This window comes from Sphingomonas sp. PEI4 (genome assembly GCF_056679955.1).
This window is the reverse complement of record NZ_CM155258.1, coordinates 1,572,428-1,588,053: the sequence shown is the minus strand read 5'-3', so window position 1 is coordinate 1,588,053 and position 15,626 is coordinate 1,572,428. Positions and strand designations below refer to the sequence as shown.

Genomic DNA, 15,626 nt, shown 5'->3' with positions numbered 1-15,626 from the left:
TATAGATCGCGGACGATCGGGCGAGCGTGCGGCCCGGGTATCGAGGATACTTCTCCATCTGCGGAATTGCCGGCCTTTACGCGCGAGGAAGCGGTGTCGTCTCGCCCCGCCTCGTTACCGCGCAGTGCGACGCGATCCTCCACCGCGGGCCCGACGACCAGGGCGTGCTGACCGACGGCGATTTCGGCTTCGGCATGCGCCGGTTGAGCATCATCGACATCGAAGGCGGACACCAGCCGTTCCATTCGCCCGACGGCCGCTACGCGCTGGTCTTCAACGGCGAGATCTACAATTTCCGCGAACTTCGACGTGAGTTGCAGGCGCTGGGGCGCGTGTTCGAGAGCGCGGGCGATACCGAGGTGATCCTCGCCGGCTACGAACGCTGGGGCGACGACGTCTGGGCGAGGCTCGACGGGATGTTCGCGGTCGCGGTGTGGGATACGCTCGCCCGGCGCCTGATCCTCGCGCGCGATCCGATCGGCATCAAGCCGCTATATTATACCGATCAGGCCGCGGGGTTCGCCTTCGGCTCCGAGTTGAAGACACTGACGCTGCTGCCGGGAATGGCGTTCGACGTCGATCGGCGCTCGCTCCACGATTATTTCAGTTTCGGCCATGTCCGCACGCCACGCTCGATCTACGCACAGGTGCGGACCTTGCCGCCGGGTCACGTGATGACCGTCGAGGCGAGCAGCACGCCGACGATGCGCGCTTATTGGACGCCCGCCTATCACCCCGGCGAGCCTCAGTCCGAAGCGCAGTGGATCGAGCAGTTTCGCGACGAGTGGCTCGACACGATCGGCAAGCAGATGGTCGCCGACGTCGATGTCGGTGCGTTCCTGTCGGGCGGCGTGGATTCCTCCGCAGTGGTCGCCGCGATGGCGCGGGTCTCGGATCGCCCGGTCCGCACGTTCACGATCGGCTTTCCCGATCCGCGCTTCGACGAATCGCAGCATGCGGAGGCGATCGCGCGGCATCTCGGTTGCCATCACGTAACGCGCACGCTGGAGTTGGCGGATGCGCAGGCGATGCTGCCCGAGGTCCAGCATTGTTACGACGAGCCGTTCGCCGACCCTTCCGCGGTGCCGACCTGGTACGTCAGCCAGATCGCCGCGCAGGAGGTGAAGGTCGCGCTGTCGGGCGATGGCGGCGATGAGCTGTTCTTCGGGTACAAGCGGCATGCGACCGAGCGGCGGATCGGGTCGCTACCGGCGCCGTTGCGTCGCTTGGCGCGCGCGCTGGATGCGGTGCCGACCTTGCCGTCGCGCCACGCGAACGCGGTGTTGCAACGCTGGCGGAAAACCACCGGCAGCGCCGCACTGCCGAACGGCGTAGCGCGGTTCTTCGCCAAGACCCAGATCACCAACGACGCCTTCCGGCGCGAGATATTCTCCGCGGAGTTTATCGCCGAGGAGGAGGGCGGGATTGCTGCGCTGGTCGCGGAATATTTCCCCGATCCCGCCGCGATCTCGACGGACACGCTCGAGCAGTTCGGCCTCGCCGACCTCGCGCTCAACCTCCCCGGCGCGATGCTGACCAAGGTCGACCGCGCAAGCATGGCGCATTCGCTCGAGGTGCGCGTGCCGATGCTGGGGCAGGGCATGGTCGACCTCGCGCTGTCGATGCCCGCCGACATGAAGCTGAACGGCAAGGTCGGCAAATACGTCATCCGCCAGGCAATCGCACCGTGGTTGCCGGAAGGGATCCTCGACCGGCGCAAACAGGGCTTTCAGATGCCGCTCGCCGCGTGGTTCGCCGGCGACTTCGGGGCGTATGCCGAGCAGCTCTGGCGCGACAGTGGCGTGCGCGAGCAGGGCATCTGGCGTGCCGGGGCGGTCGACAAGGTGTTTGCGGATCACCGGGCGGGGAAGCGGGATTACAGCCGGTTCCTGTATGCGCTGGCGATCTATTGCCTGTGGTGGATCGGGCGGCCCAAGGCGCTCCACATACCCTGATCCTCCCCCGCAAGGGGGAGGTGGCTGGCCCTTGCCAGACGGAGGGGGAGGCAGGCGATCACCGACGTTGCGTGTCCTCCCCCTCCGTCACCTGCGGTGCCACCTCCCCCTGGCGGGGGAGGATTGTTACGCCAGCCAACTCACCAACGTCTCACCCTTCGCCTTGCGCATCATCGCCTGCACCAGCCGCACCAGATGCACCACCAGAGAGATCGCCGTCCAAGCCGCCACCCCGATGATCCCCCAGTCGGGCCGCATCACCACCAGCGCCGCGAACAGGATGACCATGTTCGGGTTCCGCCGCGCAGTGATCAGGCGGAACCAGCTGTCGAACCGTTCCCACACATGGATGTGCATCCCGAAGCGGACGATGAACGCGCCCTCGATCAGGCGTTGCGCGACATAACCGAACAGCATCGTGCCGATCACCGCCCAGAACGTCGTGTCGTCGAGCGGTCGGCCGTACGGCGCGCACCCCGCGGCCCAGGCCCACCACCAGAACGGCGGATGGACCAGGTCGACGCCGTGATCCCACGCATTGCCGAGCTTCGACGAGGTGATCGTGCAGCGCGCAAGCTTCCCGTCGACGGTGTCGAGCACCATGAAGAACAGCCCCGTGGCGAGCCCGGTCCAGAACCAGCCATACCAGAACGCCACGGTCGCGACGATGCAGAGCACCGATCCGAGCGCGGTCACTTGGTTCGGCGTGATCCCGGCGCGCGCGCAGACCCGCGTGATCGCCAGCGCCCATTCCGGCCAGAGATACTTGGTCAGCACGTCGGTAACGCCCTTGTACGCGCCGACATAGCTCGCGCGCTCGATCGCGGGCACCGCGGCGGGGGTCAGCAGTTCGGCGAACGGACGCTCGCGCTTGCGGAGCGCCTCGTTGAGGATGCCATCTTCGGCCTCGGCAGCGATCACCGTCAGGCCGGACACTAGCGGCGCTTCGCCGAGCATCGCGGCGGTCATGCGCTCGCGCTCGTCGGGGTTGCGGACATGCGCGAGGACGGGGACGCCGGTGCGCGTCACGACCGTACCGGGCCGCGTCTTCAGATGCGCGATCCACACCGGATCGAACGCATAGCAGAGGTTGGCGAGGATCACTGGTCCGCTTCCGTCGTCGTCCGGCAGCCCCTGTGCGACGCCTATGCGGCGTATCCGCTCGGCATTGGTCATGCCCCAGAGCAGCGTGTCGTTCGCCCGGACGGTCCGGAGCGCTGGCGTGGGGGAGGTTGGATCTACCATGCGGCACCCGTTACCCGATCTGGTCGCGAAAGCGAGAGGTGAGCGCTCTCGGTCCGCGATCGCGTCTAGTTCCCCCGCGAAGGCGGGGGCCCAGGATCAAGCAGCGCTGCGGTTGGTATCCTGGCGCCCCGCCTTCGCGGGAGAACGGTTATTTTTAGACCGGTGTGGCTTCCAGCAGTCGAACGATCTCCCCGGCAGCGCGCACCGAACCCCCTTCAACCGCGCCGAGCGATCGTGCCGCAAACTCTGCCTGCACCCCAGCATACCCCGCATGCCTCAACGCCGCCCGGTCCACCGCCGCGACCACGTCCGCGACGTCGCCGACCACCTCACCACACGCCCACATCGCATAGTTCGGATCGCCCTCCCACGCGGCACCCCCCGCGTTGAGAAACACGCACGGCCGCGGTCGCATCAGGAATTCGATCACCTGGCTCGACGTATCGCCGAGATACACGTCCGCGACGCCGGTATAGCTCCCGTCGACCATCGCGAACCCATCGATGTCGCAATGCACATGCGGCAAGTCGCCGATCTCGCGCATCAAATCCGCGACTTCGGGCGCGCGTTCCACCAGCCGCTGGTGCGGCGCGAAGATCAGATTGTAGCGCCCGTCCGCGACGATCCGCCGCACGACCTCCGCTCCCCAGCGCCACCATGACGAGCGATGCTGCTGCCAGTGCGGCGTATACAGAACGACCGGTCGGGTATCCGCAAATGGGGGCGCTGCGTGCGTCCGATGCGTGAAATCGGCCTTCACATAGCCGGTCGCGACGAACCGGTCAGGCGCGAACCCGCGATCGAGATAGGTCCGTCGCTCCAGCTCGCTCGGCACCAGTGTCAACGCCGCGGCACGCCGGCGCGGGTCGTCGCGCGCGCTCATCGAGCCGACGCCGTGCGACGTCTTCACGAACTTCGCACGCATCGGGAACAGCCGGGGGAGCCAAAGGCTGGTCTGTTCGGCGCACACCACGATGCTGGCGCTGCGTAGGTAGGGAAGCAGCCGGAGCAGCATCGGCATCTTGGCCGGCAGCACGGGATTGCGCCCGCTGCCATCGTCGGCGACCGCGCGAAAGCCCGGCGTGCGGCGGATGCGGACGGTCGGGAAGGGGGCGGTCCAGCGTGTCAGCAACGTCTCGTGGATCGAGGTGCTGACCCAGAGTTCGATCGGCACGTCCGACGTCGCGGCCAGTGCCTCGACGATCGGATAGAGATGCGGGATCAACAGCGTCTCGCCGAGGAACAGAAACGCGACCTTTTGTGTCATGGCCGGGGATCGCGTTCCCACAGCGCGATATCCTCGGGCCGGTCGATCTCCTGCCAGTGCGCGCCGGTCGCGATCCGCACCGCCGTCACGCCCGGCCCCTGTGCGACCCGCGCGACGACGGCGTGGTGGTAGGCGTGGATGCCGTTCTCCTCACCGATCACCGCGCGCAGGGCGTCGGCATAGGCTGAGCCACCATGCGACACGATCAGCCCGAGCGAGCGATCGGTCGCCTCATGGTCGACGAGGTGCTTGCCGACCGCGATCACGCGGTCGCCGTCCGCCTCGACCAGCATGTCATCAAGGCCGGCATCGTCGAGCGGCTCGACCAGCAACGCCACGCCGCCCGCGCTGCCGCCGCCGAGCGCGGTGCGCAGGATCGTCGGCTCGAACACGGTGTCGCCGTTCATCAACGCGAACGGTGCTTCGAGATACGCACGAGCCGCCCACACGCTGCCGATGCTGTTGGCGATTCCCCAGAACGGGTTGAAGACGAGCTCGGTCGGCAGGCCACCGTTGCGCGCGGTCAGGTGTGCCGCGATCTGGTCGATCCGGTAGCCGCCGACGATCACCGCGCCGTCAAAGCCCGCCGCGGCGACCGCGTCGAGCTGGTGATCGAGGATCGCGCGACCACCCACTTCGACCAGGCATTTCGGCGTGGTGAGCGTGAGCGGCAGGAGCCGCGATCCGTGACCCGCGGCAAGGATGATGGCCTTCATGGGGTGAGGCTGTACGGGCGAAGTGTGGCAGGAAAATGCATGCGGTAGAGGGTTGGGAGGACGCAACGCTGCGTAATCCACTCCGTCATGCCGGGCCCTTCGACAAGCTCAGGAGAGCCTCGTTCCGGCATCCACCGTTCCGCATGCTCTCCACCATCGAGTTTGCGGAACGGTAGACCCCGGAACAGGTCCGGGGTGACGAGCGTGCGGGTCGCGACTATCGCCGCACCGCCTCGGCATCCGCACGAGACCAGCCGCCGCCCATCGCCTGGTACAGAGTCACATACGCCGTCAGCCGATCCGCCCGGGCCTGCACCAGCGACAGTTCCGCGGTCAGCAGCCCGCGTTGCGCATCGAGCTGATCGATATACGCCGAATAGCCCGCGCGGTAGCGGTTCGAGGCATTGCGCAAGGCCCCCGCGAGCGCATCGCGCTGCCCGGCGAGCGCCACCGCCTGCTCGCCCGAGCGCTGGACGCCCGCGAGGCTGTCGTCGACCTCGCGGAACGCCTGGAGCGCGGTGCGGCGATAGGCGAACGCGGCCTGATCGCGGCGCGCGGTCGCGGCATCGGTCTGCGCCCCCAGCCGCCCGCCGTCGAAGATCGGGCTGAGCACGCTCGCGCCGATCGAGAATACCGCGATCGGGTTGGCGAGCGCGCTGGAGAGCACCACGCCTGCCGAGCCGGTCAGCGCGAGGTTGGGCAACATCGCCGCGCGGGCGCTGTCGAGCGAGCGATCGGTGGCGACCAGGGTCTGCTCGGCCTGGTAGAGATCGGGGCGGCGGCGGAGCAGGTCTGCGGGCAGGCCGTCCGGGATCGCGGGCGCGGCGAGCTGGTCGAGCGTACGGCCGCGCGCGATCGGGCCGGGCGTGTCGCCCAGCAACAGGCTGAGCGCATTTTCCTGCCGGCTGATCGCCAATTCGGCGGCGGGGACGAGCTGTTCGGTGGCGTGATATTCCGCGTCCGATTGCCGGAGTTCGAGGTTCGAGGTGTAGCCGGACTCGGCCCGTCGGCGTGCGATCCTCAATCCCTCGGCACGCGCCGCCAGCGTCTGGCGCGCGACCGCGAGGCGCAGGTCCAGTGCGCGCAGCGTGATGTAGCCGGTGGCGACGCTGCTCGCGATCCCGAGGCGGACGGTGTCGCGCGCGGCCTCGCTGGCGAGCAACTGCGCACGGGCGGCGCGAGTCGCCTGGCGGAGGCGGCCGAACAGGTCGAGGTCGTAGCTGATCGCCACTGCCGGTTGCGCGCCGAGCGCGTCGGAGGCGGTGCCGAGCGGGCTGACGGTCTGGCCGGTGGTGCCGGGCGCCGAACCGCTGACCAGCGGCGTCTGCTGCGCGCGGGCAAGACGGGTTGCGGCGCGGGCTTCGTCGATGCGCGCGGCGGCGGATCCTAGGTCTGGGCTGTTGGCGAGCGCTCGGGTGACGAGATCGGTGAGGACGGGATCGCCGAACGCGCTCCACCAGTCGGCGCGGATCGGCGCGCCGGGGCCGAGCGCGGTGCGCCATGCGGGGGGCGGGGTGACGGCGGTGGCGGCGGGGGCTTCGGGTCGGGGGCCGATACAGGCCGTGGCGAGGAGGGCGAGGGTTAAGGCGCCGACATTCCAACTACCCGGATGTGTTCGGCGCGTGTTGCTCTCGACGACTGCAAAGCTTGTTTCCCCGCGAAGGCGGGGACCCAGACTGGGCTCCCGCCTTCGCGGGAGAACAAGGAAGGGAGAGCTGTCGTCTGATTGTGAGCGCGCGTCACCCGGTACGTGGTCCGGGAAAGACGTGGGGGTAATGCTTGATCTCGGCAGCATCACCGAAACCCCGGCCCACCGGCCGTATCCACCCGAGCCTGCACCGACATCCCCGGCCGCAACCGCGCGCTCAAGCGCTGCCCTGCATCCACCCGAATCCGCACCGCGATCCGTTGCGGCACTTTCGTGAAATTCCCCGTCGCATTGTCCGCCTTCAGCACCGCGAACTCCGACCCCGCCGCGGGGGAGATTCGCTCGACACGCCCGGTCAGCCGTTCATTCGCCAATCCGTCCACCGTGAACGACGCGGACTGACCGACCGTCATCCGCGCGGTCTGCGCTTCCTTGAAGTTCGCGATCACCCAGGTTTCGGGCGGTACGAGGAACATCAGCTGTGACCCGGCCGTCACATATTGCCCGAGCCGCACGCCGACCTCGCTCAACCGCCCCGTCTCGGGCGCGCGGATCACGGTGTTGGCGAGGTCGATCCGCGCTAGCTGGCGTGCGGCTTCCGCGCCGGAGACACCGGCCTGCTGGCCGCCGCGGCCGACTTCGACGGTGCGGATATCCTGCCGGGCGATTTCGCGCGCGGCCTTGGCCTGCTGGACCTGCGCTTGAGCCTGTCGCAGCGCCGCCAGCGTCTGGTCGCGCTCTCGCAAGGATACCGAGCCGTCCACGACCAGATCGTTGACCCGCGCCATGTCCGCCTGCGCGCGCATCAACTGCGCCGCCGCATTGGCGACCGCGGCATCCTGCGCCGCCAGGCTCGCTTCGCGACTGGCGGCGGTCTGGCGGCTGTTCGCCAGCGTCGCCGCTTGCGCGTCGAGCTGCGCCTGCGCCTGATCGACCCGCTGGCGGTAGATGCGGTCGTCGATCTTCACCAGCGGATCGCCCTGCTTCACGTCGGCGAAGTCGCGCACCAGTACCTGCGTCACATAGCCGCTGACCTGCGGGCTGATCACCGTCGTCCGGCCGCGCACATAGGCGTTGTCGGTCGACTGATACGCGGTCGCGAACGGCGGCAGGCGCCACGCCGCCAGCACCGCACACACGCCGGCGATCGCGAGAAGGACGATGACGACGATGACCGTACCGCTCGGCGGTTGCGGACGCCAACCCGAGCCGACCGGCGTTACGGGCGCAGCAGGTGTCGGCGCCACCTCGGCCAATTTCTCTTCCGCCAGTCTCTCTTCGGTCGCCGGCTCCTCGGCTACCGGGCTGCGTGCGTCGCTCATGTCATCCCCTCAGCCGGGCCCTCCAGCCGCGCACGCCGTTCGCGTCGTGCGCGTCTCGCCAGCAGGAACAGCAGATACCCGAACGTCCCGCCAGCAAGAACGGCGATCAACCGGAAGACGTCGGCATACGCAAGCACGTTCGCCTCGCGTGTCGTGGTTTGCGACAGGATCGCCGCACCCTCGGCGTTGCGCAGGGTCGGGTCGACGATCACCCGGCTGACTGCGGCGCCGCCGGCGGCCAGACGTTGCGTGACGATCGGGTCAGTCGGCGAGATCTGCTGGACCAGGGCCGCGCTGTTCGCCTTCTCGCGGATCACCTGATAGCTGCCGAGCAACGCGGTGCCGCCGAGCCCGCCGAGCGAATTGATGATCCCGAACAGCGCGATGAAGCTGATGATGTGCCCCGCGCCCTCCTTGAGCGCGCGGGTCATCCCGAACAGCAACGCCGGCCCGAGGAAGAACGTCGCGGAAAAGCCGATGATCGCCTGCGTCACGTACATCTGCGGCGCACGCGTCAGGCTGGTCGCGTAGGAATCGAACCACGCCGCCACCGCGACCAGACCGATGGCGAGCATGATCGGGTGGCCGAGCCGCTCGACGTCGAGCGTCACCGCGCTCGCGATCACGCCCGCGACCGACGCGACGAAGATGATCAGGAAGAACGGCACGAGCTGGTCGTTGTTCTGGCCTAGCACCGTCAGCAGCCCGACCGACGCATAGGTCTGCTCCGACAGCACGATCCGCGCCATTACGATGACGATGGTGAAGCGGACGATGTCGGCGCTGCCCAGCCAGCGCGTGTTGAGTAGCGGGTTGGCGCGGTGGTGCTCGACGACGATCGCGGCGGCGAACATCGGGATCGCGACGATCAGCGCCCAACCGATCCACGGCGCGTTGGTCCACCACACGATCCGCCCGAGCCCCAGCACGGCGGCGAACAGCGCGGTCGAGCCTGCGAACAGGACGAAGGTCAGGAAATCGAGCGGCTCGAATGCCTTGCTCCGCGTCGTCGGCGGCAGGCGCAGAGCGGCGACCGCGGCGAGCGAGAGCAGTGCGAGGCCGAGTTCGAACAGGTACAGCGTGCGCCATTGCGACATCGCCAGCAGGTCCGGCGAGAACAGGCGGGCGAGCGGCGTCGCGCATTGCGGGATGCCGATGCCGAGCACGACTGCCTTCAGCCGCCATTTCGCCGGGAGCGACTGCATCACGTAATACAGGCACAGGCTGCTCAGCGCGGCGCCCGCCATCCCGCTGATCGCGCGCACCGCAATCGCGGTCGCGAAGCCGTGCACGAACAGATGCGCGAGCGTGATCAGCACGTAGAGCAGGAGGAAGATCATCGCGAACGGACGCAGGCCGAACTGCGCACGGAACTTGATCATCAACAGATTTATGCTGACGTTGGTCATCACATACACCGTCGGCAGCCACGCGATCTCGGCCGGGTCGAGCCCGAGCGCGCCCTGCAGCGTGTAGGTGTTGGCACTGATCAGCGCGTTGCCGAAGCCGACCGTCAGGCCGAGGAGGACGCCGATCAGGGCATAGGCAATCTGGCGGCGTCGCGGGTGCAGCGGGGAGCCTGGCGAGCCCGGCAGGATGGGACGTTCGTGATCGGCGAACTGCCAGTCCTCTTCGCTCAGGAAGTGTCTGATTCTCTGGGCGATCATGGTTGGGTGGTTCTGGCATGATCGTGGAGGGACGTCATCGGCTAACAGTGGTGATCATGCGCAACCGGAATTTGAAAGCGCGCACCACCCCGGCGAAGGCCGGGGCCCAGTTGGAAAGGTTGGAGTAACGACGGACTGCCCGCAGTGAATTCCGTCCCCCAACTGGGCCCCGGCCTTCGCCGGGGTGGTGGTACTCTCGAATACGGCCCCAACCAAAATGCTGCACCGCAGCGGAACCCCTCCCGCGCCCGACCGTTGCGCCTGAATGCGCATGTTCAGATCGCTCCACGTCCCCTCCGAATGGGTCTGGCTGGAGAGCGTCGCCGTCGTCTCGGCGGCCATCCTCCTCGCGCTGGTCGCGCATTGGCTGACGATGCGGATCGCCGGCCATGCCCAGCGCCGCACCACGGCCAAGACCGACGGTCTCGTCCTCGCCCGCGTCCGGCGCCCGCTACGCGCGGTGTTCGTCGCCGTCTCCGTGGCGTTCGTCGCGCGGATCCTGCCGATGGACAACGACATCGAGGATTTGTGGAAGCAGATGCTCGGCTTCCTCGTTCCCGCGCTGCTCGGCTGGCTCGCGGTCGCGGCGCTGCGTGCGTTCCAGGACGTGATCGAGATCCGATCCGACATCACCGTCGAGGATAATCTGCGCGCCCGCCGCAAGCGCACGCGCGCGGCGATCCTCGGGCGGATCGGGACGTTCTTCATCGTCTTCATCAGCGTCTGCCTGATGCTGCTGAGCGTACCTGGCATTCGCTCGATCGGCGTCACGCTGATGGCGTCGGCGGGTATCGCCGGCCTGGTCGTCGGTGCGGCCGCTCAGCCTGCGCTGAAGAACCTGATCGCCGGCGTGCAGATGGCGTTCACCGAGCCGATCCGTCTCGACGACGTGCTGATCGTCGACGGAGAATGGGGGCGCGTCGAGCAGATCAACCTGACCTTCGTGGTCATCAAGATCTGGGACGAACGCCGCCTGGTCGTGCCGGTGTCGAAGTTCCTCGAACAGAGCTTCCAGAACTGGACGCGTGAGACTAGCCAGTTGCTCGGGTCGGTGTTCTGGTACGTGGACCCGGCAACCGACGTGCCGCGACTGCGCGAGAAACTGGGCGAGATCGTTACCGCCAACCCGCGTTGGGACAAGCGGTTCTACAACCTCCAGGTCACCGACGTGAAGACGGACTGCATCGAACTGCGCGGACTGATGACCGCGAAGGACGCCGCGATCGCGTTCGATCTGCGCTGTGACGTGCGAGAGGCGCTACTGAAATATATCCGTGAAGACATGCCCGAAGCGATCCCGCGCAACCGCCTGCTGATGGCCACGGACCCGGTTAGCCGTCCTCCGAACTAACCCCAAAATCGTCCGTCATGCCGGACTTGTTCCGGCATCCACCCGTCCGCGCAATCAATGGCCGATGAGCAGGGGCACCGGTGGATCCCGGAACAAGTCCGGGATGACGGGGCGATTGGGGAGGCGGTTTAGGCTTCGACATGCTCCGGCACAGCCTCGAGCGCGGTGATGAACAGCTCGCACCACCACATCACGTCCTCCTTGCGGACGTTGTCGATCAGCTTTTCCCAACGCTCTTTCCGCTCGGCCAACGGCATCTTCAGCGCCCGCGCGATCGCGTCGGACAGTTCCTCCGGGCTGTACGGATTGACCAGCACCGCGTCCGGCAACTGTGCCGCGGCCCCCGCGAACTGCGAGAGGATCAGCACGCCCGGATCCTCGGGGTCCTGCGCCGCGACATACTCCTTCGCGACTAGGTTCATCCCGTCGCGCAGGGGCGTCACCAGCCCGACGCGAGCGGCGCGATAAATCCCGGCCAGCACATCGCGCGGAAAGCCCTGGTTGACGTAGCGGATCGGCGTCCAGTCGATGTCGGAATATTCGCCGTTGATCCGCCCCGACAGCGAATCGAGGTTCGCGCGGATCTCCTGATACGTATCCACCTTCTCGCGCGAGGGCGGCGCGATCTGGAGCATGTAGACCAGCCCGCGCCGATCGGGATTTGCGCCAAGGAAGCGCTCGTAGCCGGCAAACCGCTCGGCCAGACCCTTGGAATAATCGAGCCGGTCGACCCCGACTATCAGGCTGCGCCCGGTCGCCGACATATACATCCGCTCCTTGGAATGGCGCGCCGTGTCGCTGTTCGCCGACTTCTCGAAATCCGCGGTCTCGATCCCGATCGGCGTGGTGATCGCCTTGATGGTGCGGTCGCCGACCGTCACCCAGCCATCGTTGCCGACCACGCCATCGAGCTGGCTGGTGACGTAATGCAGGAAGCTGTCGAGCCAGTCCTGCGTCTGGAACCCGACCACGTCATACGCGAACATCGATTCGACGAGTGCCCGGTGGCTAGGCAGCGACAACAGCATCGCCATCGGCGGCCACGGGATATGGAGGAAGAACCCGATCTTGTTCTCGACGCCGAGCTTGCGCAGTTCCTGGCCAAGCGGGACATGATGATAGTCGTGCACCCACACCAGATCGTCGGGCTCGATCAGCGGCAGCACCGTCTCCGCAAACCGCTTGTTGACGCGCGCGTACCCGCTGGAGAAATCGCGTTCGAACTCGGTCAGGTCGATCCGGTAATGGAACAGCGGCCACAGCGTGCGGTTCGCGTACCCATTATAATATTCGTCGAAATCCTGCTCTTCGAGGTCGATCGTCGCGGTGGTGACGCCCTTGCCCTGCTGGAAGTTGATGTGGCCGGTGAAGGTATCGGTGATCTCGCCCGACCAGCCAAACCACACGCCACCCTTTTCGCGAAGCGCCGCGAGCAGTGCGACCGCGAGGCCGCCCTGGTTGCCCGAAGGCGCATCGACCGACTGGACGCGGTTCGAAATGACGACGAGGCGGCTCATCGGACGGCACTCCACGGCTTGCTGAGCAGGACCGCGCAATTGATCAGCCCAACCAGCGAATAGGTCTGCGGGTAATTGCCCCACAGTTCGCCAGTCGTTGGATCGATATCTTCCGACAACAGCCCGGCAGGGGTGCGCCGCGCGACCATTTCCTCGAACAGCGCGCGCGCGTCCGCAGTCCGGCCGGTCGCATGCAGCGCCTCGATCAGCCAGAAGGTGCAGACGTTGAACGCGGTATGTGGCAGTCCGAAATCATCCTCGGTCGCATAGCGCAGCATGTGGCTGCCGCGCCGTAGACCCTCCTCGACCGCCTTCAGCGTCGACTGGAACCGCGGATCGTCGGGCGCGAAGAAGCGCAGGTCGAGCAACTGGATCAGGCTCGCGTCGAGATCGTCGCCACCGAACGTCGCCGAGATACGCTGCGTATCCTCGCGCCATGCCGATTGCTCGATCGTCGCCCGGATCGTGCTCGCGCGCTCTTCCCAGAACGTCCGGCGATCCTCGAGCCCGAGCACCTCCGCTGCGTTGGCCAGCCGATCACACGCCGCCCAGCACATTGCCGCCGAATAGGTGTGGACGTGCGCCTTGGTGCGCAACTCCCACAACCCCGCGTCAGGCTTGTCGTACGTCTCCCACGCGCGGTCGCCGACCAGTTCGAGGCTCTTGAAGTCCTCCGCGCTCGACATCCGGAACAGCCGCTTGTCGAAGAACGCCTGGACGTCGGAGAGGATGATCTGGCCGTACGCGTCGTGCTGGATCTGCTCGTACGCCTGGTTGCCGACGCGCACCGGGCCCATCCCGCGATAGCCGGGCAAGTCGCTCTCGATCCGCTCGATCAGCGTCGCCTCGCCACCGACCCCGTACAGCGGCTGGACATGGCCGCCCTTCGACGCATCGACGATGTTGCGCAGATATTCGAGATACCCCTCCAGCACGTCGAGCGCGCCAAGCCGGTTGAGCGCCTGCACCGTATAGTAGGCGTCGCGGATCCAGCAGTAGCGATAGTCCCAGTTGCGCTCCGACCCCTCATGCTCAGGGATCGAGGTGGTCAGCGCGGCAACGATCGCGCCGGTCTCTTCGTGCTGGCAGAGCTTCAGCGTGATCGCTGCCCGGATGACGACGTCCTGCCACTCGACCGGCGTCGCGAGGCCGCGCACCCAGTGGCGCCACTCGTCCTTGGTCCGCGACAGCATCGCCTCGGCGGCCTCGTGGAGCACGCCCGCGAAACTCTCGTCGGGACCGAGGAACAGGTGCATCTGGCGCTCGAGCCGGAACCAGTTCTCGCCGACGATATGCCCGACGGGCGCATCGGTGGTGAGGCGCAACGTCTGATCATCCATCAGGAAACGGATGTGGTTCGAGCCCTGCGTATGCTCGGTCGGCTTTCCCCAATCGGTCGCAACGCGCATGCGGACGCGGATCCGCGGCGAGCCGGCGACCGGCTTGACGATCCGCACGAAGCTGGTCGGACGATAGGTGCGGCCTTCACGGACGAACCGCGGGCAGAAATCGATCACCTCGACCGCATTGCCCGCCTCGTCCTCATGCCGGGTTACCAGGATCGGCGTGTTGCGGATATAGGCTTGCGTGGTTTTCGCACCGCCCTCGAGTTCGATCGCCCAGAACCCGGTCTTGGGCGCATCGCCGCCAAGCAACGCGCAGAATGCCGGGTCGCCGTCGACCCGGGGCACGCAGCCCCAGACGAACGTGCCGGTCTTGTCGATCAGCGCGGAGACTTGGCAATTGCCGATCGGCCAGAGGTTCATGTCGGCGGTTTTTGTCGGTGCAGTCATCATAATTCCAGTATGGCGGCAATCCAGCCGCGAAGCGCGGCGACGTCGCCGAGGCGGTAGGTGGCGGCGGTAGGGCGCAGCTCGCCGATCAATATGCCCGCTCCACCGAGATCGCGCGCGGCCTCGAACCCGTCCTCGTCGGTGACGTCGTCGCCGAAGAAGAACGGCGTGCTGCCCGCCATTTCCGGCGCGGCGATCAGTGCGCGGATCGCCGAACCCTTGTCGCCGGGGGTGCGCAGTTCGACCATCATCTTGCCGCGCTGAAGCTTGAGGCCGTGGGCGACGGCGAGGTCCTCGGCGAGGCGGACGGCGGCGGGTTCGAAGTCCGGTGCCATCCGGTAGTGCAGCCCGGCGCCAAGGCTCTTGGCTTCGTAGACGAGGCCGTTGGCATCGGCGAAGGCGCGCAACGCGTCGGCCGCGGCTTCGAGCGAGGCAGGGCGCTCGGCAGCGACATGGCCGTTGTCGGGCGTACGCGTTTCGGCCCCGTGACTGCCTGCGACCGCGAACAGATGCGCGTGTCGCCCGAGCATCGCGTCAAGCTGCGCGATCGATCGCCCGCTGATGATTGCTACCCGTCCACGGAAGCGCTCGGCGAGCGTATCGAGTGCATCGAGCAGGGTCTGGTCGATCACGACCGCATCGGGCGTCGCGGCAAGATCGACGAGCGTGCCGTCGAAATCGAAGAACAGGCTCACGGCGTCGGGCACGGCAAGAGGCGGCGCGAGGACATCAGTCGCGGGCTGGCGTTCGGCTAGCATCATCCCTGAACCCATGGCGCCATCGCTCCGTTCCGCTGCACTGCAAAATTGGAACGGGTGCGGTTCGATTTTTAGGGCGGAGCGATCGACTGACGCGACCGCCCCTTCATGTTCTCCTGCGAACGCAGGAGCCCAGGACCCAGCAGCGCACCGCCCGTAACTCTGGCCCCCAGGTCTTCGCCGGGGTGGTGGTGTGTGGCGGATGCGCACTTCACACCCCCTCCGTCATTCCGGGCTTGTTCCGGCATCCACCGTTCCGCATCTTCAGAACCTCGAGAGAATGCGGACCGGTGGACCCCGGAACAAGTCCGGGGCGACGGAGGCGCCAGCAAACCTTGTTTCCCCGCGAAGGCGGGGACCCAGACTGGACTCCCGCCTTCGCGGGAG

General features: G+C 67.1%; 11 protein-coding genes. 2 read left to right on the top strand and 9 right to left on the bottom strand.

All coding sequences use genetic code 11. The features are described 5' to 3' along the window. The first annotated feature begins 26 nt into the window (after window positions 1–26). Window positions 27–1,955 carry an asparagine synthase (glutamine-hydrolyzing) gene (asnB, locus tag AC1MLZ_RS07235; RefSeq protein WP_480961033.1) on the top strand — a complete coding sequence of 643 codons (1,929 nt, stop codon included), beginning with the start codon at window positions 27–29 and terminating at the stop codon, window positions 1,953–1,955. 126 nt (window positions 1,956–2,081) lie between these two features. On the opposite strand, the gene AC1MLZ_RS07230 is transcribed toward asnB, so the two are convergent. From AC1MLZ_RS07230 to AC1MLZ_RS07205, 6 genes are all read right to left on the bottom strand, one after another. Next, window positions 2,082–3,200 (bottom strand): CDP-alcohol phosphatidyltransferase family protein, encoded by a 1,119-nt coding sequence (locus AC1MLZ_RS07230; protein WP_480961032.1) that lies wholly within the window; start codon window positions 3,198–3,200, stop codon window positions 2,082–2,084. 154 nt (window positions 3,201–3,354) lie between these two features. After that, window positions 3,355–4,467, bottom strand: coding sequence for a hypothetical protein (locus AC1MLZ_RS07225; protein ID WP_480961031.1), 1,113 nt, complete (start codon window positions 4,465–4,467; stop codon window positions 3,355–3,357). Next, entirely contained in the window at window positions 4,464–5,183 is a 720-nt protein-coding gene (locus tag AC1MLZ_RS07220; RefSeq protein ID WP_480961030.1) for a phosphocholine cytidylyltransferase family protein, read from the bottom strand. Before AC1MLZ_RS07220 ends, AC1MLZ_RS07225 begins: the two co-directional genes overlap by 4 nt. A 217-nt stretch (window positions 5,184–5,400) precedes the next feature. Then, a complete protein-coding gene (locus AC1MLZ_RS07215; protein ID WP_480961029.1) occupies window positions 5,401–6,978 on the bottom strand; it encodes an efflux transporter outer membrane subunit in 1,578 nt (525 codons plus the stop codon). Then, window positions 6,978–8,153, bottom strand: a complete 1,176-nt coding sequence (locus tag AC1MLZ_RS07210; RefSeq protein ID WP_480961028.1) for an HlyD family secretion protein — start codon at window positions 8,151–8,153, stop codon at window positions 6,978–6,980. Before AC1MLZ_RS07210 ends, AC1MLZ_RS07215 begins: the two co-directional genes overlap by 1 nt. Next, window positions 8,150–9,820 carry an MFS transporter gene (locus AC1MLZ_RS07205; RefSeq protein WP_480961027.1) on the bottom strand — a complete coding sequence of 557 codons (1,671 nt, stop codon included), beginning with the start codon at window positions 9,818–9,820 and terminating at the stop codon, window positions 8,150–8,152. The genes AC1MLZ_RS07210 and AC1MLZ_RS07205 overlap by 4 nt, the downstream gene beginning before the upstream one ends. Before the next feature lie 265 nt (window positions 9,821–10,085). Between AC1MLZ_RS07205 and AC1MLZ_RS07200 the strand changes: the two genes are divergently transcribed. Further along, complete coding sequence (locus AC1MLZ_RS07200) at window positions 10,086–11,171, top strand: mechanosensitive ion channel family protein (protein WP_480961026.1); 1,086 nt, start codon at window positions 10,086–10,088, stop codon at window positions 11,169–11,171. A gap of 128 nt (window positions 11,172–11,299) precedes the next feature. Here AC1MLZ_RS07200 and AC1MLZ_RS07195 read toward each other — a convergent pair whose 3' ends face one another. From AC1MLZ_RS07195 to otsB, 3 genes are read right to left on the bottom strand one after another with little or no spacing between them, the layout of a single operon-like run. Continuing rightward, the gene (locus AC1MLZ_RS07195; RefSeq protein ID WP_480961025.1) at window positions 11,300–12,688 is read right to left on the bottom strand and encodes an alpha,alpha-trehalose-phosphate synthase (UDP-forming); all 1,389 of its coding nucleotides are present in this window, start codon (window positions 12,686–12,688) and stop codon (window positions 11,300–11,302) included. Then, complete coding sequence (locus AC1MLZ_RS07190) at window positions 12,685–14,481, bottom strand: glycoside hydrolase family 15 protein (protein WP_480961024.1); 1,797 nt, start codon at window positions 14,479–14,481, stop codon at window positions 12,685–12,687. The genes AC1MLZ_RS07195 and AC1MLZ_RS07190 overlap by 4 nt, the downstream gene beginning before the upstream one ends. After that, window positions 14,481–15,254, bottom strand: coding sequence for a trehalose-phosphatase (gene otsB, locus AC1MLZ_RS07185; RefSeq protein ID WP_480961023.1), 774 nt, complete (start codon window positions 15,252–15,254; stop codon window positions 14,481–14,483). Before otsB ends, AC1MLZ_RS07190 begins: the two co-directional genes overlap by 1 nt. Window positions 15,255–15,626: the final 372 nt, after the last annotated feature.

What these genes read in the sequence shown, in the direction of transcription:
- AC1MLZ_RS07215 (WP_480961029.1), bottom strand. Translation starts at nt 6,978, where the DNA reads ATGCTGCCGAGATCAAGCATTACCCCCACGTCTTTCCCGGACCACGTA.
- AC1MLZ_RS07210 (WP_480961028.1), bottom strand. Translation starts at nt 8,153, where the DNA reads ATGAGCGACGCACGCAGCCCGGTAGCCGAGGAGCCGGCGACCGAAGAG.
- otsB (WP_480961023.1), bottom strand. Translation starts at nt 15,254, where the DNA reads ATGGGTTCAGGGATGATGCTAGCCGAACGCCAGCCCGCGACTGATGTC.
- AC1MLZ_RS07190 (WP_480961024.1), bottom strand. Translation starts at nt 14,481, where the DNA reads ATGACTGCACCGACAAAAACCGCCGACATGAACCTCTGGCCGATCGGC.
- AC1MLZ_RS07220 (WP_480961030.1), bottom strand. Translation starts at nt 5,183, where the DNA reads ATGAAGGCCATCATCCTTGCCGCGGGTCACGGATCGCGGCTCCTGCCG.
- AC1MLZ_RS07225 (WP_480961031.1), bottom strand. Translation starts at nt 4,467, where the DNA reads ATGACACAAAAGGTCGCGTTTCTGTTCCTCGGCGAGACGCTGTTGATC.
- AC1MLZ_RS07200 (WP_480961026.1), top strand. Translation starts at nt 10,086, where the DNA reads ATGCGCATGTTCAGATCGCTCCACGTCCCCTCCGAATGGGTCTGGCTG.
- AC1MLZ_RS07195 (WP_480961025.1), bottom strand. Translation starts at nt 12,688, where the DNA reads ATGAGCCGCCTCGTCGTCATTTCGAACCGCGTCCAGTCGGTCGATGCG.
- AC1MLZ_RS07205 (WP_480961027.1), bottom strand. Translation starts at nt 9,820, where the DNA reads ATGATCGCCCAGAGAATCAGACACTTCCTGAGCGAAGAGGACTGGCAG.
- AC1MLZ_RS07230 (WP_480961032.1), bottom strand. Translation starts at nt 3,200, where the DNA reads ATGGTAGATCCAACCTCCCCCACGCCAGCGCTCCGGACCGTCCGGGCG.